Origin of the sequence: Paenibacillus sp. FSL R10-2771 (genome assembly GCF_038000205.1) — a bacterium.
GTDB classification, from domain to species: domain Bacteria; phylum Bacillota; class Bacilli; order Paenibacillales; family Paenibacillaceae; genus Paenibacillus_AQ; species Paenibacillus_AQ phytohabitans.
The window spans coordinates 5,081,946-5,106,200 of sequence record NZ_JBBOBM010000001.1 but is presented as its reverse complement, the minus strand read 5'-3'; the positions used below and the strand labels follow the sequence as shown (position 1 = coordinate 5,106,200).

Here is a 24,255-nt window from a genome sequence, read left to right as displayed (position 1 = left end):
CATTTAGTTGGCTCTGAGGGAAGATTGTTGTATTCCATACAACAATCCCCCAGAAGGCCGGAGTATCCAGGATTCAAAGCTGTAAAACGTACAACATTTATCCGATACCGCTTTGCCAAATCACATTAGAGGAGTACGTCATGGACATGGAATATAGTCTGGCTTTTGACGGGGTGGTGTTTCATTACCCGGATACGAAGGAAGCCGCGCTGCGTGAACTAACCATCTCCATTCCCAAAGGCCGCAAAACGGCGGTGCTCGGCCACAATGGTTCGGGCAAATCGACCCTGTTCCTGCATGCTGTCGGCATTCTGCGTCCACAGAAGGGTACGGTTCAGCAGGGAGGCAGGACATTGTCCTATGCCAAAAAAGAGCTGGCCGCGCTGCGGCGCAGTGTGGGTCTTGTTTTTCAGGACCCGGAGCAGCAGCTCATATTGAGCACACCTCTGGAGGATGTGTCCTTCGGGCTGCGGGGAACGGGGATGGACGAAGCCGCAATAGCTGAGCGCTGCCGCAGTGTCATGGAACTGCTGAACCTGACGGAGCTGAGTGACAAACCGGTTCACCAGCTTAGCCTGGGGCAGAAAAAACGCACCGCACTCGCCGGAGTAATGGCGATGGAGCCGGAGCTGATCCTGCTGGATGAGCCGACCTCGTATCTGGACCCGTTATCCGAGACACAGATGCTCCAGGGTCTTGATCTTATACATGAAAAAGGCACAACCGTAGTTATGGCTACGCATGATATGAACTTGGCGTACCGCTGGGCGGACTGGATTATCGTACTGGATCAGGGGAGGTGCCGGGCTGAGGGGACGCCGGAGGAGATTTTTGCCGGGGCGGAAGAATTGCAGGCCATCGGCCTCGGTCTGCCGCTGCTGGCCGACTTGTGGTACAGCCTGCCTGCACGGCACACCGCCGGCCAGCCAGCCCCCCGCACGGCGGGAGATTTCAAAGCTGTACTAAACAGGCTGCTGAATAGTTAATACAGGTATTCATGAACGGGGGAAGAAGGATGAAGAAACAAGGCAAGCTGCTGATTATCGGCTTCGGTCCCGGAGCGCTGGAGCATATTACCGGCCGGGCGCTGTCTGCTCTCGAAGAGAGTGAGGCTGTAATCGGCTATAACACTTATGTGGATCTGATCAAACCGCTGCTGCGGCATCAGGAGATTGTCGGCACCGGCATGACCGAAGAGGTCAGCCGGGCGCAGGAGGCCGTCCGCCGAGCCGAGGACGGCCAGACCATTGCCGTAATATCCAGCGGCGATGCCGGTGTATACGGCATGGCGGGTCTGGTCTACGAGGTGCTGATTGAACGGGGCTGGAACCGGGCTGACGGAGTAGAGGTCGAGGTGATCCCCGGAATATCGGCGATCCAGTCCTGTTCTTCCCTGCTGGGAGCGCCGATCATGCATGATTCCTGCACAATCAGCCTCAGCGATCATCTTACCCCGTGGGAGAGCATTGCCGCGCGTGTAGAAGCGGCGGGCGCTGCGGATTTCGTGATCGCCTTCTATAACCCTCGCAGCGGCAAGCGGACGCGCCAGATTGAAGAAGCACGCAATATCCTGCTGCGTTACCGTGATCCTTCCACGCCGGTCGGCATTGTCAAAAGCGCCTACCGTGACCGTCAGCAGACGATCGTCACTACGCTGCAGGAGATGCTGGAGCATGAGATCGGCATGCTCTCTACGGTTGTCGTCGGCAACTCGGCGACGGTGGTCTACGAGGGTCTAATGGTTACGCCGCGCGGATACGAGCGCAAGTACAATCTAGGTGCGCAGACGCAGGCGCTGAAGCCGCATGAGCGGCTGCGCACTGCGGCCGAACCTTGGTCGCTGGCTGCGGCTGAGGCGGAGAGTGTGGCAGTCGAGACGGGACGGTCTGAAGGGGCAGCGGTGGAGAGTGTGGCTGCTGAGGCGGGACGGATAGATGGAGCAGTGGCACCGGGTGCAGCTGCCGGTGAAACCGGACGGGTAGAGCGATTGGTGTCAGAGAGAATGGCTCCAACTGACGGGGGACGGACGGAGGAGGCTGCGGCGCTAAGCCTGGCAGCGTCTGTGCGCGTGAAGCGTCCACGTATTCCTGCCGTTCAGCTGGCGGAACACGCTGATGAAACCTTTGAGCTGGAGGTTTCTCCTGTCATCGGCAGCCGCAGATTCAGCGGTATCCAGATGAAACTGCTGGCGGAGCTGGCAGGCGATGAGGGGCAGCTGATCTATACGAAGGACGGACATTTTCTGCTGCGGAGCCATCCGGGCGACCGTGCTGAGGTGGCCGCGAAGCTTACAGAGGCAGGACTGAGCGTTAGTATACCCGGTGATTATGTGAAAGTAAAAACCTGCGGGTTCTGTGAATTGCGGAGAAGCGGCGCTTTAAGCGCGGCGGTCCGCCTGCATACCCTGCTGCACGGGCTCGCTGTACCCAAAGAGCTGCATATCAGCGTGGCGGGCTGCGGAATGGCCTGCAGCTCGGCTGTTCTGGATGACATCGGGCTGGTCCTTTCGCGGGGCAGCTATGAGCTCTATCTGGGCGGCAAGAAGTCGGGCCGGGGAGCGCATGCCGGCACTCTGGTCCGGGAAGGTATGGATGAAGATGAAGCCGTGGCTGCTGTAGCAGCGGCAGTAGAGCATTATACTGCGCAAGGCCGGGAGAAGGAGCGGTTTCATGCTTTTTATGAACGAATGGGCAGTATTGAAGAACAGGTGAACAGCACTGCAGGAAGTATAGATAATAATGACAGCATAGAGGGAGTACGCATGATGAGAACCGTATTACTGGTTGGACACGGCAGCCGGATTCAAGCGGGAAATGATGAGCTGCTGCAATTCACCAGCCAGCTAGCCGCCCGCAAGCCGGAGCTTAAGTTTGAGACCTGCTTCATAGAGCTAGCCTCACCTTCAATCGCGGGCGGAATTGCCAAATGCGTGGAGGGCGGTGCGACGCAAATTTATATTGTGCCGATTATATTGTTCGCGGCGGGCCATTCCAAGCTGGATATTCCTATGGCGATCGATGAAGCCAAGCTGAAATATCCGGGGGTGGAGTTTGTATACGGGCGTCCGCTGGGTGTTCAGGAGCGGGCTGTCGATATTGTGCTGGACCGGATACGGGAAGCTGAACCGCTTTCTGCTTCTGTGAAAGACAGTAATGAAGCTGACTCTCTTGCCGTTTCTGTGGATCACAGTAATGAAGCCGGAGCTGCAGACTTGAGTTTGCAGGAAGCCCAAGCCTGTACAACATCTGCAGCAGAGGATAAGGATACCATCGTGCTGCTTATGGGGCGCGGGGGCAGTGATCCGGATGCCAACAGTGATTTCTATAAGCTGGGCCGGCTGCTATGGGAAAGAACGTCTTACCAAAGCGTTGAAAGCTGCTTCATCGCTATCACGAAGCCGTCGCTTCCGGATGGGCTTGAACGCTGCCTGGCACTGGGTGCGCGTAAGATTATAGTTGTGCCGTACCTGCTGTTCACCGGAGTGCTGATGAAGCAGTTCGCAGAAATGGTTTCTCACTTCGCCGCAGAGCATCCGGAAATTGAAGTGCAGCTCGGCCGCCAGCTCGGCACGCACCCGCTGCTTGTGGATATGCTTACAGAGCGCATTGAGGAGACGATGGAGGGACAGTCTTTCAGCAATTGCGATAACTGCAAGTACCGTGATGAAGCGGCATTGCACCACCACCATCATCATCACCATGGTGAGGAGGGGCATGGACATGGGGATCATGGGCACGGGCATCACGGGCATGAACATCATGGGCATGAGCACGGGGAACATGATCATGGACACCACGATCATCAGGAACACGATCACGGGGATCACGCACATGGAGGACATGGGCATGAGCATCACGGACACGGGCATCACGGTCATGGGCATCATAGGCATGGGCATCACGGTCGCGCGGATCATGACCATGGGCATCAAGACCGGCATGATGTAACCGGAACAGCGGCTCCGGCAGACAACCGGGATCTGCGCCAGCCGCGATGATCTTCATGCTGTGCGGCACCAGCGATGCCCGGGAGCTGGCCCTGAACCTGTCGCGACAAGGCCTGCCGCTGCAGGCCTCTGTCGTAACGCCCAGTGCGGCTGAACGGCTGGAAGCCGCAGCAATCCGCTCCCGGGTCGGCAGGCTGGATAAGCCGGCCATGATCTCGCTGCTGCAGGAGGGCGGCTATCGTGCAGTAGTGGACGGCAGCCATCCTTTTGCGCTGGAGGCACACGCCAATGCTATGGGCGCGGCTGCAGCGCTGGGCCTGCCCTATTTTCGCTACGAGCGGCAAAGTCTTATCTATGACAGCCACCCCCGGCTGATCGTTGTGCATTCCTATGAAGAGGCTGCGCGCAAGGCCAGGGAACTCAAGGGTTCCGTTATGCTGACGACCGGCGGCAAGACACTTGAGGTGTTTGCGGAAGCGCTGCTGGGAGATCCGGATATCCGGCTGACGGTCAGACTGCTGCCCTGCCTGGAGAATATGGAGAAATGCCTGTCCCTTGGCATTGAGCAGCGGAATATTATTGCGCTTCAGGGCCCTTTTAGCAGAGAGATGAACGAGGCACTTTACCGGCAATATGGCACACAGGTGATGATTACCAAAGAGAGCGGGGCGGAAGGCTCGGTGGATGAGAAGCTGCATGCCGCGCTGGATATGGGGCTTTACGTCATTTTAATTATGCGGCCGGAGCTGAGCTTTGGAGAGAGCGGGAAGGTGTTTGACTCTTTTGACGAGATTACGGAGGCCGTGAGAACTGCCCTGCAAATGAACAAGGAGGGGTAACTGTGGATTTTGGTACGGATTTCAAGCCGGTGACAGTACAGCCGCAGGAAATAGAAGGTCTGAGTTTTCAGATGATTACTGAAGAGATTGGTGAACATTCCTTTAGCAGGCTGGAGTACAAAATAGTACAGCGGATCATTCATGCTTCTGCCGATTTTGAGCTGGGGCGCAGTCTTGTTTTTCACCCGCGGGCGATTGAGGCGGGGATCAGCGCCATTCTGCAGGGCAAGCCGATTATTGCCGATGTGCGGATGGTGGAGGCGGGCATTGCCAAGGAGCGGATTCAGCGGTACGGCGGGGAAGTCAGGGTTCATATTTCTGATCCGGATGTGATGGAAGAAGCGAAGGCGCTCGGGACTACACGGGCCATTATGGCTACGCGCAAAGCTTGTGCACAGGCTCCGGGAGGGATCTATGTGATCGGCAACGCGCCGACTGCCCTGCTGGAACTGATTCGTCTGGTAAAAGAAGGCACAGCGCAGCCGGGTCTTGTCATCGGCATGCCGGTCGGATTCGTCTCGGCAGCGGAATCCAAGGATGAGCTGCGCAAGCTCGACATTCCTTACATCACGAATATCGGCCGCAAAGGCGGAAGCACAATCGTCGTTGCAGCGGTCAACGCACTGAGTCTGCTGGCGGTCCGCCGGGCTGCGGGCGAATTGAATTAGGCCTGCGCAGGAATAAGCGGGACCTGTGCTAGCGCTGGGCCAAAACTCTATAAGGGTTGGGTCTGAGCGGGTTTCGAACAGGATATGAACATGTTCTAATCCATATGTCTAGGCTTATGAGGTATGCTTAACTGCACTTTGTACAACTAAAACGTCTGATTTACAACCAATTATCCGTTTAGCTGTATTTCGTACAATTAAACTACTGTTTTTTGCTTGTTCTCACCCATTTGGGCAGATTTAGTTGTACAGAGTACAGTTATAAGATGCTAGCCTACCTTTTCGCTGATTTTAATTGCACAGTATACAACTATTATGGAATTTTCACTTGGAACTGAATACATCAATGACTGCATTGTTGATTGAACTCGCTTATTTAATTGTTGGCGTGTCTAAATATATCTACGATGCTCCAAATAGGTTGCATATCATCACAAAGAGGGATTGCCATGAGCGAGGAAACAGCAGACAACCGGGCAGATCAGAATAGGAGGAAACGGAGGTGAAGCATGATAATGAGTCCGCGGCAGAGTACACTGCAAAGCGGGCGTCTGAGAAGAATGCAGAGTATGCAGCGAATCGCGAGCCTGAGCATGATGCAGAGTATGCAGCGAATCGCGAGCCTGAGCATGATGCAGAGTACGCAGCGAATCGCGAGCCTGAGCATGATGTGGAGTCCGCAGCGAATCGCGGGCCTGAGCATGATACAGAGTATGCAAAGTATGCAGCAAAACGAGAATCGGAAAATATTGAAGAATACTGCCGTACCCTTGCAGGAGCTGAACCGCAACCCCAGCTGCAATCGCAACTGCAACTGCAACCTCAGCTGCAATCGCAACCTCATCCGCAAGCACAGCCAACATCTCCTGCCCTATCCCGGCTGGCAGGGACGGACACAGCTGCGGAGTCCGGCGGTGACTCAGGAGGTGCGGAACCAGGCGGTCTGTCATCGTCACCTTCCGCTGCTCCTGCCTCCTCAACTCCTGCTGCCCCTCTGCGCAGGGGCTACACCACAGGTGCTTGTGCCGCCGCCGCAGCCAAGGGTGCGGCACTGCTGCTGATTACAGGCGACAGGCTTCCCGCTGTGGATATTGATCTCCCGGCGGGCTTCCGGCATTCCTTTGAACTTACAGGCTGGCAGTGCGAAGGAGCGGACTCGGCAATCTGTGCCACGGTCAAGGATGCCGGAGATGATCCGGATGCGACGCATCAGGCCTGGATTGAAGCAGCGGTGAGCTGGCTGGATCACCCCGGTGTGGAGATCGACGGCGGCCGTGGCGTCGGCCGGGTGACGAAGCCTGGGCTGCCGGTGCCCGTCGGAGCAGCGGCGATTAATCCGGTGCCGCGGCGGATGATACTGGAGGCGGTGTCCGGTGTGCTGGAGGAGCATGGCGCGGCGCGGGGGATGCGGGTGGTCATCAGCGTGCCGGAAGGCGAAGCGATTGCCCTAAGAACGCTGAACCCGCGGCTCGGCATCATCGGCGGCATTTCTATCCTCGGCACGCGGGGCGTGGTTACCCCGTTCTCCACCGAAGCCTACAAGGCGAGTGTGGTCCAGGCGATTTCGGTTGCGGCCGCGACGGGGAACGGGCAGATTATTCTGACCACCGGCGGCAGCAGTGAGAAATATGCGATGGCGATGTTTGCCGGGCTTCCGGAGGAAGCTTTTATCCAAATGGGGGAGTATGTAGGCTTCTCTTTGGAGCATGCCAAGGCCTATGGGATCAAGAAAGTTACCTTTGTGGGCATGGCCGGTAAATTCTCCAAGGTCGCTCAAGGTGCCATGCTGATCCACTCGAAGAACGCACCTGTTGACTTCGGATTTCTGGCAGCCGTGGCGGCGGAGGCCGGGGCAGATGACAAGCAGGTGAAGGAGATTGCCGCCGCCAATACTGCCTCGCAGGTGGTGGATATGATGACCGAGGCTGGGAATTCCGCTTTTTTTGAGAGCCTGTGCCGGCATGCCTGTGAACAAAGTCTGAAGCATATGAACGGGGGCATGGTTGTGGAAATGGTATTGATGACGATGAAGGGCCGAGTGCTGGGAAGGGCGGAGATCTGTGGGTAACCTGATCTATGTTATCGGTATCGGTGAGGATGGCGCCGGCGGCCTGACACCGGATAGCTTAAGCAAAGTGAATAACAGTGAGGTGCTGCTCGGCGGAGAACGGCAATTGAATTTTTTTGGCGGATATACCGGTGAGAAAATCATTCTGCAAGGCGGGCTGAAGCCCTTTACAGATAAGCTGGAGGGATTGTGGAGGGAGCGGCGGACCGTGGTTCTGGCCTCGGGGGACCCGCTCTTTTTTGGCATCGCGGGGTATCTTGTCCGCAAGTTCGGGCCGGAGCATGTTGAGGTTATTCCGCACTATAGCAGTGTGCAGCTCGCGTTTGCCCGGCTGGGGGACAGCTGGCAGGATGCCGAGCTGATCAGTCTGCACGGGCGCCCCATCCAGGGACTGGCCCAGCGCATAGACGGCAAGCACAAGGTGGCTCTGCTAACGGACGAGAGTAATACGCCTGCGGTGATTGCCGCTTATTTGCGTGAGTTCGGGATGATGGAATATGAAGCGTTTGTGTGCGAACGGCTGGGGGGAGCGGAAGAAATCTGCCGCTTCTGGACGCTGGATGAGATGGAGACCAGTGAATTTGCGGCGCTGAATGTAGTTATCCTGCGCAGAAAGCCGGGAACCGGCTCCACTTTGCGGCGCGGCTTCGCTTATCCGGATGAGCAGTTCCAGCAGCGGAAGCCGGAGAAAGGCCTCATCACGAAACGTGAGGTCCGGGCTCTCGTCCTGTCGGAGCTCAATCTGTCCGAGGATGCGGTGGTATGGGATATCGGCTCCGGCTCCGGTGCGGTTGCGGCGGAATGTGCGCGGATTGCCCGGCTCGGCAAGGTCTATGCCCTGGAAAAGGGAGCGGAAAATCTGCCGAACATGGAAGCGAACCGCCGGAGGTTCCGCGCCGATTTCCAGATCATACATCAAAAAGCGCCGCAGGGCCTAGAGAGTCTGCCGGATCCGGATGGAGTGTTCATCGGCGGCAGCGGCGGGGAGCTGGCGGATATTATCGCGCTCTGCGCCGCGAGACTCCGGCCGGAAGGGCGGATTGTCGTTGGAGCGATCACCATTGAGACGCTATATGGAAGCATGGAGGCGTTGAAGCAGGCAGGCCTGGATTGCGGGGTAACTATGCTTCAGGCATCACGCGGTAAGCCGATTCTCGGCATGACCCGGTTCGAGGGTATGAATCCCGTGTATGTGGTTAGTGGACGGAAGAGTTGAGGCTGATCAGAACAGAACAGATTAGATCAGATTAGATTAGATTAGATTAGATTAGATATTCAGATATAAGGAAGCAAGAAGCGAGCAGAAACAAAGGAGGAATACGCGATGAAGACCCATGTAACGGAGGCGAGTCAGCGGGCAGTACAGGCTGTGGACGGGCAGGAAGCACCTGAGGGAGAAGGAATTGCCGCTGAAACGCAGCTGGCAGAAGCGGCGATGCAGGCCGCAAGTGCGCTCTATGATGCTATGGATGAGGAAGAGCTGAAGCTGGAGGAAAGGCTGACTCCCCGGGCGATCGGGACGTTGTACGGTGTCGGTGTCGGCCCCGGTGATCCGGAGCTGATTACACTCAAGGCCTGCCGGCTGCTGCGGGAATGTCCGGTGATTGCCTACCCGGCAACCAAAAAAGGCGGCAAATCCTACGCCCACGAAATCATCGAGATGCATGTGAAGCCGGATGAGAAAATCATGCTCGGACTGATCTTCCCGATGACGAAAGATCCGGTGCTGCTGGCAGGCGGCTGGAACCGCACTGTGGAGCTGTGCTGGAGTGAGCTGAAGCAGGGCCGGGATGTGGCTTTTGTGACGGAGGGTGACCCTAATCTGTTCAGCACCTTTATTCACCTGGCCCGGTTAATGCAGGAGCTGCATCCCGGTGTACCGATCGTCTCCATACCGGGGATTTCCTCGGTGCTGGGTGCGGCTGCTGCCCTGGAGCAGCCCTTGGCGGACGGAGATCAGCGGGTGGGAATCATCCCGGCGACAGATGACCGTGAGGCACTGAAGGAAGCGCTGCTGCATCACGAGACGGTGGTATTCCTCAAGGTGGCCAAGGTGCTGGATCTGGTGCTGGATGTGCTGGATGAGCTGGGACTGTCCGGCAAAGCATCCGTCGTTACCAAGGTAACCTCGCCTTACGAAACGGTATGGCGCGATGCGCGGGATCTGCGGGGCAAGGAGCTGGAGTACTTAAGTCTGATGGTGGTGAGCAAATGACAGATATCGTGCTCGAACCTAAAGTATACATTGTGGGTGCCGGACCCGGCGATCCTGAGCTGATTACGGTAAAAGGCAGCCGGATTCTGCGCTCAGCGGACCTGGTGCTCTATGCCGATTCTCTGGTCAGTGAGGAGCTGATCCACAGTGCGAAGCCCGGTGCAGAGGTACTGCGAAGCTCGGGGCTGGATCTGGAGCAGCAGGTGGAGCTGATGGCGGCAGCAGTACAGTCTGGTAAAAGCGTAGCCCGCGTCCACACGGGCGACCCGTCCATGTACGGCGCGATTCTGGAGCAGATGTCACTGCTGAAGCTATGCGGCGTCCGCTATGAAATCGTGCCGGGTGTAAGCTCGGTCTTTGCATCCGCTGCGGCGCTTGGTGCAGAGCTGACCGTGCCTGATCTGACACAGACGGTAATTCTGACCCGTGCGGAAGGACGCACACCGGTGCCGGAGCGCGAGCAGCTGCGCAAGCTGGCCGAGCATCACTGTACAGTGGCGCTGTTTCTTAGTGCCTCCCTGGCCGGGCATGTGACCGGAGAATTCCTGGCTGCAGGCTGGAGTCCGGATACACCGGTAGCTGTTGTGAAGCGGGCCACCTGGCCGGATCAGCAGATTCTGCGGACAACGGTGCAGAATTTGGAGCCGGATCTGCGGGAGGCGGGTATCACCATGCATGCCATGATCCTGGCCGGCTGGGCGCTGGACCCCGGGCTGACGGACCGCGATCAGCACCGCTCCAAGCTCTATGACAAGGCATTTACCCATGGCTGCCGGGAAGGAATTGGCTCTGGTGAGTAAGCGGCGGTATGCAGCGGTCGCGATCACGCGAAACGGCATCGGGCTGGCGCTGAAGCTGGGAGCGGGGCTCGGGGAGACGGAAGTCTTTTGTTATGCCAAGTATAGCGGCGGGGTGGAGATGCGGGCTGGGGAGATTTCGCTTTTTGAGGGGCCGGTAAAAGATTTGCTCCCCCGGCTCTTCCGGGATTACGAAGGCGTCATTCTGTTCTTCTCGCTGGGCGCCGCGGTCCGGCTGATTGCTCCGCTGCTGCAGGACAAAAGAACCGATCCTGCCGTCATCGTCATTGATGAGCGCGGGGAGCATGTTATCAGCATGCTGTCCGGCCACCTCGGGGGGGCCAACAGACTGACGCTGCAGATCGCCGGGCTGCTCGGCAGTCATCCGGTAATTACAACGGCTTCTGATGTGCAGGGCACCTTCGCTGTGGATCTGCTTGGCCGGGAATACGGCTGGCGCGCAGACAGCTTTACCGGTATGAAAAGTGTCAGTGCTGCGCTCGTCAACGGGGAAGCGGTAGCTTTTGTCCAGGAGAGCGGAGAGCCGGGCTGGCTGCCGCCGGAGGCAGTGCTGCCGGAGCATGTACGCGTATTCGCCAGCAGGGATGAGCTGCGAAGCAGCGGCTTCCGCTTCAGCGCAGCGATCGTGGTGAGTGACCGGCTGCCGGATCAAGATGAGCCGGAGGAGGCCGTGCTTGCTGAATGCGCTGTAGTCTATCGTCCGCGCAGCCTGGTGCTCGGTTTGGGCTGTAACCGTGGAACCACTGCGGAAGAGCTTGAAGCTGTAGTGCTGCATACGCTGGCAGAACTCAGGCTATCGCTCTACAGTGTGCGGAATGTGGCTACTGCCGGGATTAAGGGCGATGAGGCCGGATTGCTGGCTCTCTGTGCCAAATACGGCTGGGAGCTGGCGTTGTATTCACCGGACCAGTTGAACACGGTCACCCTGGACAATCCTTCGGAGGTAGTGTTCAGAGCGACCGGAGCGTACGGGGTCTGTGAGCCTGCCGCACTGTTATCTTCAGGTGCGCAGGTGCTCCTGCAGCGCAAACATAAAAGCGGAAATGTGACAATCGCCGTAGCGCGGGTTGTCTATGCCGGTTAGAGCGGGGGAGAAGCGGTGAGAGAGACATGGAATGAAATGAAGGACAGGGAGCCGTTCTTGCAGACACGCCCGCGTTTTGTAGTAGCAGGCACGGGCAGCGGCTCCGGCAAAACAACGGTCACACTGGGACTGATGAGGGCGTTTGCCCGGCGCGGCCTGAGGGTACAGGGCTTCAAATGCGGGCCAGACTATATCGATCCTGCGTATCATACTGCAGTCACTGGCCGTTCTTCCCGCAACCTGGACTCCTGGATGACTTCAAGCAGCTATCTGCAGGAATATTTCCTGCGCGTATCGGAGGATGTGGATCTGTCAGTCATCGAAGGTGTGATGGGGCTGTATGACGGCAAAGAGGACACAGCACTCACCGGATCAACGGCAGAAATCGCCATCCTGACGGACAGTCCGGTGCTGCTTGTAGTCGATGTCCGCAGCATGGGACGCAGTGCTGCGGCCATTGTGCTCGGCTTTCAGCAGCTGGAGCCGGAGCTGCGGATTGCTGCGGTTATAGTGAACCGCTGCGGCAGTGAGGGCCATTACCGGATGGTCCGGGCAGCGATTGAAGCGGCCTGCGGCATTCCGGTCATCGGCTGGCTGCCGCGCGACGGTGGTCTCGATATCCCGGAGCGGCATCTGGGTCTGCTTCCCGCTGTGGAGCGCGGAGAGCTGGAGCCTTTGTTCGAGCATGCCGCCGACCTGCTGGCGGAAGGCACCGATCTGGAGCGGCTGCTGGAGCTTGCCGCTGCTGCGCCTGCATTGCAGTATCCGCCGGAACCGGTTGCGGCGCTGCAGGCGCAAGGGCCCTCGCAGGGCTGCCCGGGTATACTGGAGCCGGGAATGCCGGGGTTTACGGCGACTGAGACTCCGGGTTTGGGCAGCACGCCGGCAATGGAGCCTGCATCACAGGAGCGGCCTGTGTCAGCAGGGCCAACCTTGTCTTCACCGGCAGCACGGATAATGCCGGCGGATACGAACAGGCCGGCACACCGTCCTGTCCAGCCGGTTATAGCCATAGCCCGGGATGCGGCGTTCAATTTCTATTACGCCGACAATCTGGAGCTGCTCGAGCGCGCAGGTGCGCGGCTGGTTATGTTCAGCCCGCTGAGCGGAGAGGGAATCCCGCCGGAGGCCGACGGAATCTATATCGGCGGCGGGTTTCCGGAAGAATTCGCTGCTGTGATTGCAGCGAATTCACTCTTCCTGGACGGCGTAAGAGCTGCAGCTGCAGACGGAATGCCGCTGTATGCGGAATGCGGCGGCTACATGGTGCTGGCCCGCAGCCTGACCGACCGCTCCGGCGCTGTGCATGAGATGGCCGGGATCATTCCGGCGCACACCGTAATGCAGGAACGCCGCGCCGCGCTCGGGTACCGTGAGGTGACAGCCCTTCACGATTGCCTGCTGCTGAAGCAGGGCGGGCGACTGCGCGGCCATGAATTCCATTATTCCGGCATGAGCTACATTCCCGGCGAAGCCAGGACTTATGCCTATGAGAGCAAAGGCAGAGGGGGCAGTCAGCCGGAGGGCTACATCAGCGGCAACATTATGGCTGCTTATGCGCATATTCATTTGGCGTCCCATTTCCCGGCCGCCGGGCGGCTGGTGGAAGCCTGCCGCACTTATCGGGAACAGAAGAAGCAAGCGGAGCAGCGGCTCAAACTTTAGCCCCATCTCTTCTACTCTAATAGATATAGATGGCTGGGGATTACCTCTTTTCTTTCTCGGATGTTGGTTTTTCAAGCTATATCTTTGGGGATTTTGGGAAGTTCTTCTTTTTATATGCTAAAAAACCAGTATAAGCAAGGCATACATTCCACCCGGTTGGCTTTACGATGGCGCAATGTACTTAGTTTTTTCGCATACATTCCCCCCGTTTGGCTTACGATGGCACAATGTACTCGGTTTTTCGCATACATTTTACCCGTTTGGCTTTACGATGGCGCAATGTACTCGGTTTTTCACATGCATTCCCCCCGTTTGGCTTACGATGGCACAATGTACTCGGTTTTTCGCATACATTTCCCCCGTTTGGCTTGACGATGACGCAATGTACTCGGTTTTTCGCATACATTCCATCCGTTTGGCTTTACGATGGCGCAATGTACTCGGTTTTTCGCATACATTTCTCCCGTTTGGCTTGACGATGACGCAATGTATTCGGTTTTTCGCATACATTCGGCTCCTCTGTCTATTGTTTCCCTTCAATCCACTAATCGGGGGGATGGATCAGAATAAATTCGGGCCACAGCCGTCTTTGATTGGTTATGCAGTGACCACAAAGGGCTCAAATTGTATAATCTTTTTTAACGGCATACAGTGTGTCAACCGCTTGTCATACATCTGTAAGCCTCGTATAATAGGATCAAGAGAGCGCTTTATTACCCTGCTGGCAGGTTACCGGCTTATTTTTTATCAGGGGATAGATTGGATTATATGCTGCTGAATTTCAAAGTCTGGAAGCAATCACTTAATGATGGTAATGGAGAAGGGAGCACGCTGCAGTGAAATTGTTGGGAGCGATTGAAGCAGGAGGAACAAAGTTTGTATGCGGAATCGGGAATGAGGACGGGACGATTATCGACCGGGTGAGCTTTCCGACCACAACCCCTCAAGAAACGATGGGGCTGGTATTAGATTACTTCTCCGCTAAAGAGGTGGAGTCCATTGGCATCGGTTCATTCGGACCGATTGACCCGGTGATCGGCAGCCCTACTTACGGATATATTACAACCACACCGAAACCCCACTGGGGCGGATATAATCTCGTTGGAGCCGTGACGGAGCAGCTTGATGTTCCGGTAGGTTTCGATACAGATGTGAACGGAGCCGCCCTGGGCGAGTACACTTGGGGAGCAGCCCAAGGGCTGGATAGCTGCCTCTATATCACAGTAGGCACCGGCATCGGCGCCGGTGCAGTGGTCGGCGGGAAGCTGATCCATGGGCTGTCCCACCCTGAGATGGGACATATTCTGGTCCGCCGCCATCCGGAAGATCACTATGAAGGCTTCTGCCCTTATCATGGCGATTGCCTGGAAGGCCTGGCGGCCGGTCCGGCTATCGGCAAGCGCTGGGGCAAGCCTGCGGGCGAGCTGCCATCGGATCATCCGGCCTGGGCGATGGAGGCCCACTATCTGGCCCACGCCCTGATGAACTATGTGCTGATCCTATCGCCGCAGAGAATCGTGATGGGCGGCGGCGTGATGAAGCAGAGCCAGCTCTTCCCGCTGGTCCATACCAAGCTGCAGGAATTGCTTGGCGGATATGTGCAGCATCCGGCGCTGAATGAAGCCATCGGCAGCTATATTGTCCCTCCTCAGCTCGGGGATAATGCGGGACTCTCCGGTGCGCTTGGCCTTGCGAAGCTGGCGCTTGACGGACAGTAGAATATCCTACAAAAAGGCATTGACTGTTTCGCAATATGTGGTATCCTAGGTTTTAACAGTATAGCATTTAAGAGGAAGCACCTCTTTCACGGATTTTCGTGGGAGAGGTGCTTTTTTTTGTGCAAAGATAAGAATTTATAGGCTCCGCGCAATAAATGTTCCTTATCTTTCCCGCTGAAACGGTATCGGCGGGGGCAGGTAATCCGGTCCGCACAAAGCTCATGCATACTGTAAGACGATGAAGGTAGGGATTCATATGCAGATCGTATTTATGAACCGTTTGTCCAGAATGTCAGGTGTGGATCAGGAGGTATTTGCCCAATTGTGGATTGGAGAGGAGGAGGGGGTGTGGCGCCTGGGCTGGCGCGACTTCTCAGGAGAACAGGAAATGGGTGACAGCTTATGGTATGAAGGCGGTTCATGGAATGAAATGCTGTGTGTGTACCGGCATGAGCTTGCAATGAAGATGGGAGACGGTTACCGCCCCCTGATTGATGGTGTATTTCATGAAGATGAGCATCTTAACAGCCGAGGTCAGGAGCAGCTTAAGCTGCAGTATTACAGTGAGCAGTACGCCAATGAAACCGTATATGAGGAGCTGTGCTCCTGGCGCAGGGGGAAGGCTTCCAGCGAACGCAAGGCACCTTACATCCTGGCCAGCAACCGTCTGCTGCGGATGATCAGTGCATTTCTGCCCCATACGGCGGAAGAGCTGCTGCAGATTCCCGGCGTAGGTGAAGGTAAAGCCTCGCAATATGGCGCCGACTGGCTCAGTATTACCTCCGGTGTGCAGCGTGAGCATCAATATCCGCTGGGCTGGGTAAGTGATTCGATCGACGAAGAGAGCTTTGTTTCCTGGCTGTACAAACAGAAGGAGCTGAAATACAAGAAGCAGCTGGAGCGGCTGAGACTGCGGCGTGTACTGCTTCAGGGGATTGAAGAAGGGCAGGGAATGGAGCAGCTTAAGGGGCTCAGCGGGGTCTCCCGCCGTGAAGTTCTTGAAGCTGTAGAAGAACTGGAGAAGGATGGTTATTCCGTCGAGAAGCTCATTGCTCTTGAACTCAGTGAAGTTACTTCCCAGGAACAGAACAATATATGGACAGCCTATGAGCTGATCGGTGATACCTTCCTGAAGCCCGTCCTCTATAAGGCCTATGGCGAGGATTTCTCCCCCGCAGAAGGCCTCGATATGTACTATGAGCGTCTGCGGCTGATCCGTATCCGCTTCCGCCGGGAGCAGCCGGCCGGTCTGGGGCTGGCGACGAACCTGTAGGAAGCAGCCTTCTTCCCGGAGCTTACCCTGAAGCGCGCTTCCCCCTTCCCGTGAGGAAGTGCGCTTTAGGGTTTTATCTGCGGCCGGCAGTGCCTGCAAATTATTAGGAGAAAGGGGCGATTAGCGGTACTATACCTGTATGCAGTTAATAAGGAGTGGGACATATGATAGTAACGTTGACGGTTAATCCTAGCGTCGATGCCAGTACGGGTATAAGAAAAGTTGTTCCCGATCATAAGCTGCGCTGCCGTGAAGCCTCGTACAAACCGGGGGGCGGCGGTGTGAATGTGTCACGGGCGATTCACAGACTGGGCGGGGATTCCCTTGCACTCTATGCCTCAGGCGGACTTCATGGCCAGCTGCTGCACCATATGCTGGAACAGGAGGGCGTAAGACATCAGGAGATTCCGATCAGCGGGCAGACCCGGGAGAATCTGATTGTCGTGGAGGAATCCACCGGGCAGCAGTTCCGGTTCGACATGCCGGGCCCGCGGTTCATCGAAGGCGACTGGAAGGAGTGTCTTGAGCAATTAACGGCGCTGCCGGATAAACCTGCTTATCTTGTAGCCAGCGGCAGTCTGCCCCCGGGCTGTCCCGCTGATTTCTATGCGCGTGTCATTGAAGCTGCGAAGCCCTGGAAGGCCAGGGTTATTATCGATACTTCCGGCGAAGCGCTGCAGCTTGCGGCTGATGCCGGTGTATATCTGCTGAAGCCGAACGCGCGTGAGCTGGAAGAATTGGTAGGGCATGCAATAACCGGTGATGAGGAAGTGAAGGCAGCCGCACTGCAGCTGATTGAAGAAGGCCGGACGGAAGTAGTGGTAGTCTCACTGGGCGGGGACGGGGCGCTGCTGATTACCAAAGACGGCTGCGAGCATCTGCTGGCACCTGAAGTTCCTGTACTCAGTGTAGTAGGCGCTGGCGACAGTCTGGTTGCGGGACTCGTGTACAGTCTGGAACGGGGCTGGCCGCTGCGCAGAGCCGTTCAGTTCGGCATCGCCTCCGGAGCTGCAGCTGTCATGAATCCGGAGCGTCAGCTCTGCAAGCGCGAGGATACGGAGCGGTTGTTTGCCGGCATGGATACCGGCGCAGCCGGACACATGTAGTTTTGTGGCCGCCATATACCAAAAAGACGAAGGCTTCCCTATACCAAGAGGTATCCGGTGCCTTCGTCCTGCGTATTCGTCCGTTTAGTTTCATAGCCAATCCTTCTTGCGGAAGATCACCAGCATTCCGCAGCCGAGCGTCACCATGACGGCGATGACTCCATAATAGCCGTACTGGGAATGGGTCTCGGGAATATTGTCAAAGTTCATACCGTAGATACCGGTAATAACGGTCAGCGGCATGAATATCGTAGTAATTGCCGTAAATACTCTCATGATTTCATTGGCGCGGTTAGCAATACTGGACTGATAAGCTTCACGTAAGTTGCCCATGAGATCGCGGTACGTTTCAAAGGTTTCAGAGATCTTGACCGCATTTTCATAAATATCGCTGAAATACTTCTGCAGCTGATCGTCGATCAGGCGGAGGTCTTTTTTGTTGAGCGTGTTGATAACTTCCTTCTGCGGGCCGAGCATCTTCTTCAGCCAGAGAATTTCACTGCGCAGACCGATGATCTCGCTGAGATGTGATTTCTTGGTGTGCATGAGGATATCCTCTTCCAGCTTCTCGATCCGCGCTTCAATCCGGTCACCGACCGAGAAGAAGTTGTCAACCACAAGGTCGATTAACAGGTACAGGAAACGGTCCGGTTCACTGACCTCCTGCTCCCACAGGACGGGCTTCAGGACGCGCAGCTCATGGATCTTCTGCTTCGTAACGGTAATGATGAAGTGTCTGCCCAGGAATACGTTGAGCGCGCGGAGGAAGATTTCCTCGTCATCAAACCGGATGCTGTTGACTACGATGAAATAATGGCTCTCATAGATCTCCAGCTTCGGGCGCTGATCCTCTTCACTGAGACAGTCCTCGACAGCCAGATCATGCAGATTGTACAAAGGCTGAAGCTCAACAAGATCCTGGGCATCTGCATCAATCCAGTAGAAACCCTCAGCGGGTGCGGTAAGTGTATCCTCAATATTGTCAATAGTCGTAAAAACCCCTGCGTTCACCAGCCGGATTTTCATCTGATTCACTCCTTCTGTCCCTGGTCTTCTCCAGGGATATGCTAATTAAAGCACAGAGAAAAAATCAGCTTGGCCGGTGGTACAATCATGGATGGAGGCCAAAAGACGGTCCGAGAGCATGAAGAAGAACTGCCCCCGCCGCCGGCAAGCTGATGTTAATCCTGTGTGGTTGTTCTTTCTGCACGCTTATTCGCGAGCCCGGGTCGCCTTCCATTCTTCTCTCACCTCTTCTTTTCGCCGTTTATGGTTGAAACACTTGTCTAGTATAACGCCGGGGTATGGCTCTTTCAAGAGAAATTCTTTTCATTCTCCAGGCCCCTTAAGCATTGTATGGACTTGACGAAAAGGAGGTTCATGATTTAAAGTGAATTTTAAGAAAAGTATCCGCGGATGCTTTGGAATAACCCCAACTGAATACAGCTAAATCTTATCAAGAGCAGGTGGAGGGACTAGCCCGATGAAACCCGGCAACCGGCGTGTGAACGCACGGTGCTAATTCTTGCGGAAGCTTTGCAGGACGTTATTCGTCCGGCGGAAGTTCTCTGGCAGATGAGAGAGGCGCATATGACTGCAGATATATGACCTTTCTCGCCCGAGAAAGGTCTTTTTTCGTTGTTTTACATCAGATTTAACCGCCAAGCGGAACCTAATTTCAGTTAAGGAGTGGAAACAGCAATGCCTATTAAAATTCCCGACAGTCTTCCGGCCAAAGAAGTATTATCCGGTGAGAATATTTTTGTAATGGATGAAAGCCATGCCTTTCATCAGGATATCCGTCCTTTGCGGATCGCCATCCTGAATCTGATGCCGACCAAAGAAACCACGGAAACGCAGCTGCTGCGCCTTATCGGGAACTCACCGCTTCAGGTGGACGTTGTTCTGCTGCATCCCAGCTCCCATACCTCGAAGAATACTTCGGCAGAGCACTTAAAGAGCTTTTACAAAACCTTTGATGAAATCAGTGACCGCCGCTTTGACGGCTTGATCATCACCGGGGCTCCGGTGGAACAAATGGAGTTCGAGGATGTCAACTACTGGGAAGAGCTGAAAGTGATTTTTGAATGGAGCAAGCAGAACGTAACCTCGACCATGCATATCTGTTGGGCCGCGCAGGCAGGACTGTACCACCACTTCGGCGTGCGTAAGGTGAGTCTGCCGGATAAATGCTTTGGAGTGTTTCCGCATACGCTGAGCCATAATAATGTGAAACTGCTGCGGGGCTTCGACGAAGTATTCCATGTGCCGCATTCCCGTCACACCGACGTCTCCCGTGAAGATATAGAGAATAATCCGGATCTGCAGATTCTGGCGGAATCAGAGGAAGCCGGTGTGTACCTGGTTTCTGCGCATGACGGCAAGCAGATTTTTGTAACCGGACATTCAGAGTATGATCCGTTCTCCCTGAAATGGGAGTATGACCGCGATATCGCCAAGGGCATGGATATTGAGATTCCGAAGCACTATTATCCAAAAGATGATCCCACCCGTACACCGCCGGCCGTCTGGCGCGCCCATGCCAACTTATTATTCGCTAATTGGCTCAATTACTATGTATACCAGGAGACACCCTACGATATCGGAGCGTTTATTTAAAAAAATTATTTATATATAGAAGCAATGGTTACACGCACAAAACTTTTAGGAGGCAATGGAAATGGACGAGAAACTGAAAATTGAGAGCAGACTGGCACAGATTGGTTCGATGGAGGACCCCGCGACAGGGGCGATTAATTATCCGGTGTACAACGCGACGGCATTCCGTCACCCGAGACTCGGACAGAGCACGGGCTTTGATTACATCCGCACCAAAAATCCTACCCGCTCTGTGCTCGAAGATGCGGCAGCGGTACTGGAGTCTGGAGATGCCGGCTTCGCCTGCGCCTCGGGTATGGCTGCACTGACTACTGTGTTTGCTTTGTTTGGACAAGGTGATCATCTCGTTGTCTCGCTCGACCTGTACGGCGGAACGTACCGTCTGCTGGAACGGATTCTGTCCAAATACGGCATCAGTGCCTCCTATGTGGATACGAATGATCTGGATGCTCTGGAAGCTGCGCGCCAGCCGGGCACCAAGGGTGTATTCATTGAGACACCAACCAATCCGCTGATGATGATTACGGATATCGAAGCGGTATGTACATGGGCCCGCCGCCACGGGCTGCTCACGATTGTCGACAATACGCTGCTGACCCCGTTCTTCCAGCGCCCTATTGAGCTTGGAGCAGATATCATCGTTCACAGCGCGACCAAATATCTGGGCGGACATAACGATGTCCTTGCCGGACTTATTGTGACCAAAGGTGCTGAATTGTCTGCAGAAATGGCGATTCTGCATAATTCACTGGGCGCTGTCCTTGCACCAAACGACAGCTACCAGCTGATGAAGGGGATGAAGACACTTGCCCTGCGCATGGAGCGGCATGAGAGTAATGCGCTGGCTATCGCCCGTTATCTGCTGGAGCATCCGGCCATAGCCGAAGTCTTCCATCCGGGTCTGCCGGATCATCCGGGATACGAAATCCAGAAGCGCCAGTCCTCCGGCAACACCGGGATTTTCTCCTTCAAGGTGAAGGATGCCAGATACGTGGAGCCGCTGCTCCGCCACATCCGCCTGATTGCATTCGCTGAGAGTCTTGGCGGTGTGGAATCGCTCATGACCTATCCGGCTGTACAGACTCACGCCGATATTCCGGCGGAAATCCGGGATGCGGTTGGCGTAGATGACCGGCTGCTGCGTTTCTCGGTCGGCATCGAGCATGTGGACGATCTGATCGCTGATCTTACGCAGGCACTGGAGGCCGCGCGCACCGAGCTGGAATAGGCATCTTGGAACCTTAGCAGCCAGATAGAATCACTGTATACATTGAACAGCAGCGCCAACGGGTGCTGCTGTTTTATTTGGCGAAAGATTTTTCAAGCTCATCCGATTGTGATACGATGGGGGAACGAGTTTGTTTATTTTTTAAATTAAATTCATCTACTATACTTCATAGGATTAAGAGGAGGCTGCGAACGTTGAGTGCAATTGATCTTATTCTGGATAAGACACTTAAAGGTGAACGTCTTCAATTAGAAGACACAATCACGCTGTTCGAAAGCAATGAAATTGAGAAAATGGGCGCGGCTGCGGATATTATTATGAAGCGCTGGCACCCGGACCCGCTGGCTACATTTGTAATCGGCCGTAATATTAACTACACCAATGTATGTGATGTCTATTGCCGCTTCTGCGCCTTCTACCGCAGACCGGGTTCGGAGGAAGGTTATGTGCTTCCCGATGAAACTATCTATCAGAAGATTGCCGAGACGATCAGCGTGAACGGGACTGAAATTCTGATGCAGGGCGGAACGAACCCGAATCTGCCGTTCAGCTATTACACGGACATCCTGCGCGGAATTAAGCAGCGGTTCCCGGAGATCACCATGCATTCCTTCTCACCGGCAGAGATCATGAAGATGGTCGAGGTCTCCGGACTGCCGCTGGAGCAGGTCATGCGTGAGATTCATGCCGCAGGCCTGGATTCCCTGCCCGGCGGGGGAGCGGAGATTCTCGATGACCGCACGCGCCGCAAGATCAGCCGGCTCAAAGGCTCCTGGCGGGAGTGGATGGATGTCATGCAGACCGCGCACCGGATCGGCATGAACACGACAGCCACGATGGTGATCGGTCTGGGTGAGAGTATGGAAGAGCGGGCGCTGCATCTGCTGCGTGTCCGTGAAGCCCAGGACGAGTGCATAGCGAACAAATATGACTCCGAAGGATTCCTGGCCTTCATCTCCTGGACCTTCCAGCCGGATAATACGAACCTCAAGCTGGACCGGCAGACACCGGAAGAATACCTCAAGACCGTGGCAATCAGCCGTCTGGTGTTGGATAATATCAAGAACTTCCAGTCCTCCTGGGTCACGATGGGCCCTGAGGTCGGTAAGCTTTCCCTGCAATACGGCTGTAATGACTTCGGCAGTACGATGATCGAGGAGAACGTAGTTTCCTCGGCGGGCGCAACCTACAAGGTCAACATCGAGTCCATTACCCAGCTGATCCGCGAAGCAGGCAAGATTCCGGCGCAGCGCAACACGCGTTATGACATCCTGCGGACGTTCGAGGACGCCAATGCTAAGATTGACAATGACTTCATCATGCAAAACTAGAGGGTAGAACAACACCTGATGTGTTGTTACCCTACTAAGGTGAGAAAACGGGTAAAAACTACACTTTATGTAGTTTTTACCCGTTTATTTTTATTATTTTAACTACAACATTTGTTCAATTGAATATGCGTTCTTTGTCGTCTGGAAAAGGTTCGATTATCCATACAATCAATTATATGTTAATATTTGAATGTGAAATCACTTAAATAAGCTCATGGGAGGCTGAAGATGAAACGGATATCATTTGAACGCCCAACAGATCACTATGATGAAGGAATTACCGATATCGATAAAGAAATTTGTTCTTTGATAAAGCGAAGGAAGGAAATCTCTGGTAATAATCCAGGTTATCCTCCGTTTGAGTATATTTCTAAATGGTCAGAGACTTATGGACTCTATGAGGATTTCTTAAAGTCGTTATTTGGAAGTATGATGAATGAAAAACAATATAAACCATTAATTGAACCAGCGGGATTTAGACAACACATTGCAATCCTGAAGTCAGTCGTGATAGGGGAGCGGTTCTATACTCTAACTTCTATACGGCAATACACAAATGCAAGTGTACTAACACTTAGTATAGATTGGGACAATGAGCCGGAGATTGAATCCAAATCTCATCAACATAGCCACTATGAGCTATACATTAGCGAACAATATGACTCCCGGATGATTAGTGGGGGGAGCAGATCTGATCATGCTGCCTATAAATACGTTGTCTCCCCGCCATTACCTGACGATGCTTCAGGATTGCAATTGAGGTTCACACAATACATCAACCCTTTCAAGAAGAGCGAGACAGGCGACGAGATAGTATTTGAGATTTAGTAAAAGCGAAAGATAGCCCTTCAGCACATATTAGATGTGTAAGAGGGCTCTTTATCAATGTCTTTTTTCCATCTATTCCACCGGCACCGCTAGCATCAGCTACGGGCGAGCCAATTGTATTCGAAATTTCGAATACATTATGCTCATTGAGCCGTGGAAGTCAATTGTGTTCGAAATTTCGCATACATTATGCTCATTGAGCTACGTGAGAGCCCATTGTATTCGGTTTTTCGCATACATCAGGCGCATTTAGCCACGTGCGAGCCCATTGTATTCGATTTTTCGCATACATTATGCTCATTTAGCTACGTGCGAGCCCATTGTATTCGGTTTTTCGCATATAGCTCATTGCCTTCGCTCAGCTTTTCCGGTAGTGGCACCAGCCCCCATCAACTCACCCAGACCTTAAATATAGTTTGACCTTCCCGGTTCTCTTCATCAGCATAGATATCATTAAAAGAAGCGTGGCCCAGAGTCTTCAGGCGTGTCAGGTTATAGACCAGCGCAAACGCCAGCTTAGGATCACCAGTCCAATAGCCGTCAAACTGGTCTCCGCCAATTTTATTATAGGCATCACTCATAACCCATTCTTCCGCTTCCCGTAAAGTATCAAAGGTGAGCATTTCCTCAAACCAGCGGATATCTTTCCGGCTTGTGTTCCGGTTCTCGTCTTTGATCCAGAATAATTCTTCATGTGTGTTCTTTCCCTCGTCCATAGTCAACCCTCTCCTTATAAAAATATGAATGCAACATATCCTTTTTTACATTTTACACAATTCGCAATTCTAGTTAACCCAGTTTGATAGATAGGAATAAGTTGATATGTTACGCTTTGACGGTCAATTTAAA

At 54.6% G+C, this 24,255-nt stretch carries 19 protein-coding genes, 1 pseudogene and 1 riboswitch; of the genes and pseudogenes, 18 read left to right on the top strand and 2 right to left on the bottom strand.

Annotation, left to right across the window (positions count from 1 at the left end; genetic code table 11):
- The first annotated feature begins 140 nt into the window (after window positions 1–140).
- From NSU14_RS21815 to NSU14_RS21755, 14 genes and pseudogenes are all read left to right on the top strand, one after another.
- Window positions 141–986 carry an energy-coupling factor ABC transporter ATP-binding protein gene (locus NSU14_RS21815; protein WP_144025968.1) on the top strand — a complete coding sequence of 282 codons (846 nt, stop codon included), beginning with the start codon at window positions 141–143 and terminating at the stop codon, window positions 984–986.
- A gap of 29 nt (window positions 987–1,015) precedes the next feature.
- Window positions 1,016–2,701 (top strand): annotated as a pseudogene (gene cobJ / locus NSU14_RS36030) (precorrin-3B C(17)-methyltransferase); the annotation flags it as partial.
- Window positions 2,687–3,997, top strand: coding sequence for a sirohydrochlorin chelatase (locus NSU14_RS36025; RefSeq protein ID WP_418793976.1), 1,311 nt, complete (start codon window positions 2,687–2,689; stop codon window positions 3,995–3,997). The pseudogene cobJ and the gene NSU14_RS36025, both read left to right, overlap by 15 nt.
- Complete coding sequence (cobK, locus tag NSU14_RS21805; protein WP_042135121.1) at window positions 3,994–4,785, top strand: precorrin-6A reductase; 792 nt, start codon at window positions 3,994–3,996, stop codon at window positions 4,783–4,785. Before NSU14_RS36025 ends, cobK begins: the two co-directional genes overlap by 4 nt.
- A 2-nt stretch (window positions 4,786–4,787) precedes the next feature.
- A complete protein-coding gene (locus NSU14_RS21800; protein ID WP_042135123.1) occupies window positions 4,788–5,453 on the top strand; it encodes a precorrin-8X methylmutase in 666 nt (221 codons plus the stop codon).
- Window positions 5,454–6,396: 943 nt separating this feature from the next.
- The gene (locus tag NSU14_RS21795; RefSeq protein ID WP_076242845.1) at window positions 6,397–7,521 is read left to right on the top strand and encodes a cobalt-precorrin-5B (C(1))-methyltransferase; all 1,125 of its coding nucleotides are present in this window, start codon (window positions 6,397–6,399) and stop codon (window positions 7,519–7,521) included.
- Window positions 7,514–8,737, top strand: a complete 1,224-nt coding sequence (locus tag NSU14_RS21790; RefSeq protein WP_042135125.1) for a bifunctional cobalt-precorrin-7 (C(5))-methyltransferase/cobalt-precorrin-6B (C(15))-methyltransferase — start codon at window positions 7,514–7,516, stop codon at window positions 8,735–8,737. The genes NSU14_RS21795 and NSU14_RS21790 overlap by 8 nt, the downstream gene beginning before the upstream one ends.
- 249 nt (window positions 8,738–8,986) lie before the next feature.
- On the top strand, window positions 8,987–9,736 hold the full coding sequence (gene cobI, locus NSU14_RS21785) for a precorrin-2 C(20)-methyltransferase (protein ID WP_042140913.1): 750 nt from the start codon (window positions 8,987–8,989) through the stop codon (window positions 9,734–9,736).
- Between the two features lie 5 nt (window positions 9,737–9,741).
- Window positions 9,742–10,536: a precorrin-4 C(11)-methyltransferase gene (gene cobM / locus NSU14_RS21780; RefSeq protein WP_336102662.1), complete on the top strand. Its 795-nt coding sequence runs from the start codon at window positions 9,742–9,744 to the stop codon at window positions 10,534–10,536.
- Complete coding sequence (locus tag NSU14_RS21775; RefSeq protein WP_340947344.1) at window positions 10,484–11,638, top strand: cobalt-precorrin 5A hydrolase; 1,155 nt, start codon at window positions 10,484–10,486, stop codon at window positions 11,636–11,638. Before cobM ends, NSU14_RS21775 begins: the two co-directional genes overlap by 53 nt.
- 36 nt (window positions 11,639–11,674) lie before the next feature.
- Entirely contained in the window at window positions 11,675–13,303 is a 1,629-nt protein-coding gene (locus NSU14_RS21770; RefSeq protein ID WP_340948975.1) for a cobyrinate a,c-diamide synthase, read from the top strand.
- A gap of 836 nt (window positions 13,304–14,139) precedes the next feature.
- Window positions 14,140–15,021, top strand: coding sequence for an ROK family protein (locus NSU14_RS21765; protein ID WP_042135130.1), 882 nt, complete (start codon window positions 14,140–14,142; stop codon window positions 15,019–15,021).
- A 256-nt stretch (window positions 15,022–15,277) separates the two neighbouring features.
- Entirely contained in the window at window positions 15,278–16,294 is a 1,017-nt protein-coding gene (locus NSU14_RS21760) for an HRDC domain-containing protein (protein ID WP_042135132.1), read from the top strand.
- A 164-nt stretch (window positions 16,295–16,458) separates the two neighbouring features.
- Window positions 16,459–17,400 carry a 1-phosphofructokinase family hexose kinase gene (locus tag NSU14_RS21755; protein ID WP_340947343.1) on the top strand — a complete coding sequence of 314 codons (942 nt, stop codon included), beginning with the start codon at window positions 16,459–16,461 and terminating at the stop codon, window positions 17,398–17,400.
- A 90-nt stretch (window positions 17,401–17,490) separates the two neighbouring features.
- Here NSU14_RS21755 and corA read toward each other — a convergent pair whose 3' ends face one another.
- Complete coding sequence (gene corA, locus NSU14_RS21750) at window positions 17,491–18,426, bottom strand: magnesium/cobalt transporter CorA (RefSeq protein ID WP_042135136.1); 936 nt, start codon at window positions 18,424–18,426, stop codon at window positions 17,491–17,493.
- A gap of 424 nt (window positions 18,427–18,850) precedes the next feature.
- A riboswitch (SAM riboswitch) is annotated at window positions 18,851–18,982 on the top strand.
- Between the two features lie 119 nt (window positions 18,983–19,101).
- On the opposite strand from corA, the gene metA reads away from it, so the two are divergent.
- The 4 genes from metA to NSU14_RS21730 all read left to right on the top strand — a co-directional run bounded on the left by metA (window position 19,102) and on the right by NSU14_RS21730 (window position 23,406).
- The gene (metA, locus tag NSU14_RS21745; RefSeq protein WP_042135138.1) at window positions 19,102–20,019 is read left to right on the top strand and encodes a homoserine O-acetyltransferase MetA; all 918 of its coding nucleotides are present in this window, start codon (window positions 19,102–19,104) and stop codon (window positions 20,017–20,019) included.
- 61 nt (window positions 20,020–20,080) lie between these two features.
- Window positions 20,081–21,247: an aminotransferase class I/II-fold pyridoxal phosphate-dependent enzyme gene (locus tag NSU14_RS21740; RefSeq protein WP_042135140.1), complete on the top strand. Its 1,167-nt coding sequence runs from the start codon at window positions 20,081–20,083 to the stop codon at window positions 21,245–21,247.
- A gap of 194 nt (window positions 21,248–21,441) precedes the next feature.
- A complete protein-coding gene (gene mqnC / locus NSU14_RS21735) occupies window positions 21,442–22,578 on the top strand; it encodes a cyclic dehypoxanthinyl futalosine synthase (protein WP_042135145.1) in 1,137 nt (378 codons plus the stop codon).
- 228 nt (window positions 22,579–22,806) lie between these two features.
- Complete coding sequence (locus NSU14_RS21730; protein WP_042135146.1) at window positions 22,807–23,406, top strand: hypothetical protein; 600 nt, start codon at window positions 22,807–22,809, stop codon at window positions 23,404–23,406.
- Window positions 23,407–23,795: 389 nt separating this feature from the next.
- On the opposite strand, the gene NSU14_RS21725 is transcribed toward NSU14_RS21730, so the two are convergent.
- Window positions 23,796–24,122 carry a hypothetical protein gene (locus tag NSU14_RS21725; protein WP_340947342.1) on the bottom strand — a complete coding sequence of 109 codons (327 nt, stop codon included), beginning with the start codon at window positions 24,120–24,122 and terminating at the stop codon, window positions 23,796–23,798.
- Window positions 24,123–24,255: the final 133 nt, after the last annotated feature.

Coding starts and splice junctions, on each gene's coding strand:
- NSU14_RS21770 (WP_340948975.1), top strand. CDS start 11,675: ATGAAGGACAGGGAGCCGTTCTTGCAGACACGCCCGCGTTTTGTAGTA.
- cobI (WP_042140913.1), top strand. CDS start 8,987: ATGGATGAGGAAGAGCTGAAGCTGGAGGAAAGGCTGACTCCCCGGGCG.
- NSU14_RS21815 (WP_144025968.1), top strand. CDS start 141: ATGGACATGGAATATAGTCTGGCTTTTGACGGGGTGGTGTTTCATTAC.
- NSU14_RS21740 (WP_042135140.1), top strand. CDS start 20,081: ATGGACGAGAAACTGAAAATTGAGAGCAGACTGGCACAGATTGGTTCG.
- NSU14_RS21775 (WP_340947344.1), top strand. CDS start 10,484: ATGACAAGGCATTTACCCATGGCTGCCGGGAAGGAATTGGCTCTGGTG.
- NSU14_RS21755 (WP_340947343.1), top strand. CDS start 16,459: ATGATAGTAACGTTGACGGTTAATCCTAGCGTCGATGCCAGTACGGGT.
- metA (WP_042135138.1), top strand. CDS start 19,102: ATGCCTATTAAAATTCCCGACAGTCTTCCGGCCAAAGAAGTATTATCC.
- NSU14_RS21760 (WP_042135132.1), top strand. CDS start 15,278: ATGCAGATCGTATTTATGAACCGTTTGTCCAGAATGTCAGGTGTGGAT.
- cobK (WP_042135121.1), top strand. CDS start 3,994: ATGATCTTCATGCTGTGCGGCACCAGCGATGCCCGGGAGCTGGCCCTG.
- NSU14_RS36025 (WP_418793976.1), top strand. CDS start 2,687: ATGGGCAGTATTGAAGAACAGGTGAACAGCACTGCAGGAAGTATAGAT.
- NSU14_RS21725 (WP_340947342.1), bottom strand. CDS start 24,122: ATGGACGAGGGAAAGAACACACATGAAGAATTATTCTGGATCAAAGAC.
- corA (WP_042135136.1), bottom strand. CDS start 18,426: ATGAAAATCCGGCTGGTGAACGCAGGGGTTTTTACGACTATTGACAAT.
- NSU14_RS21730 (WP_042135146.1), top strand. CDS start 22,807: ATGAAACGGATATCATTTGAACGCCCAACAGATCACTATGATGAAGGA.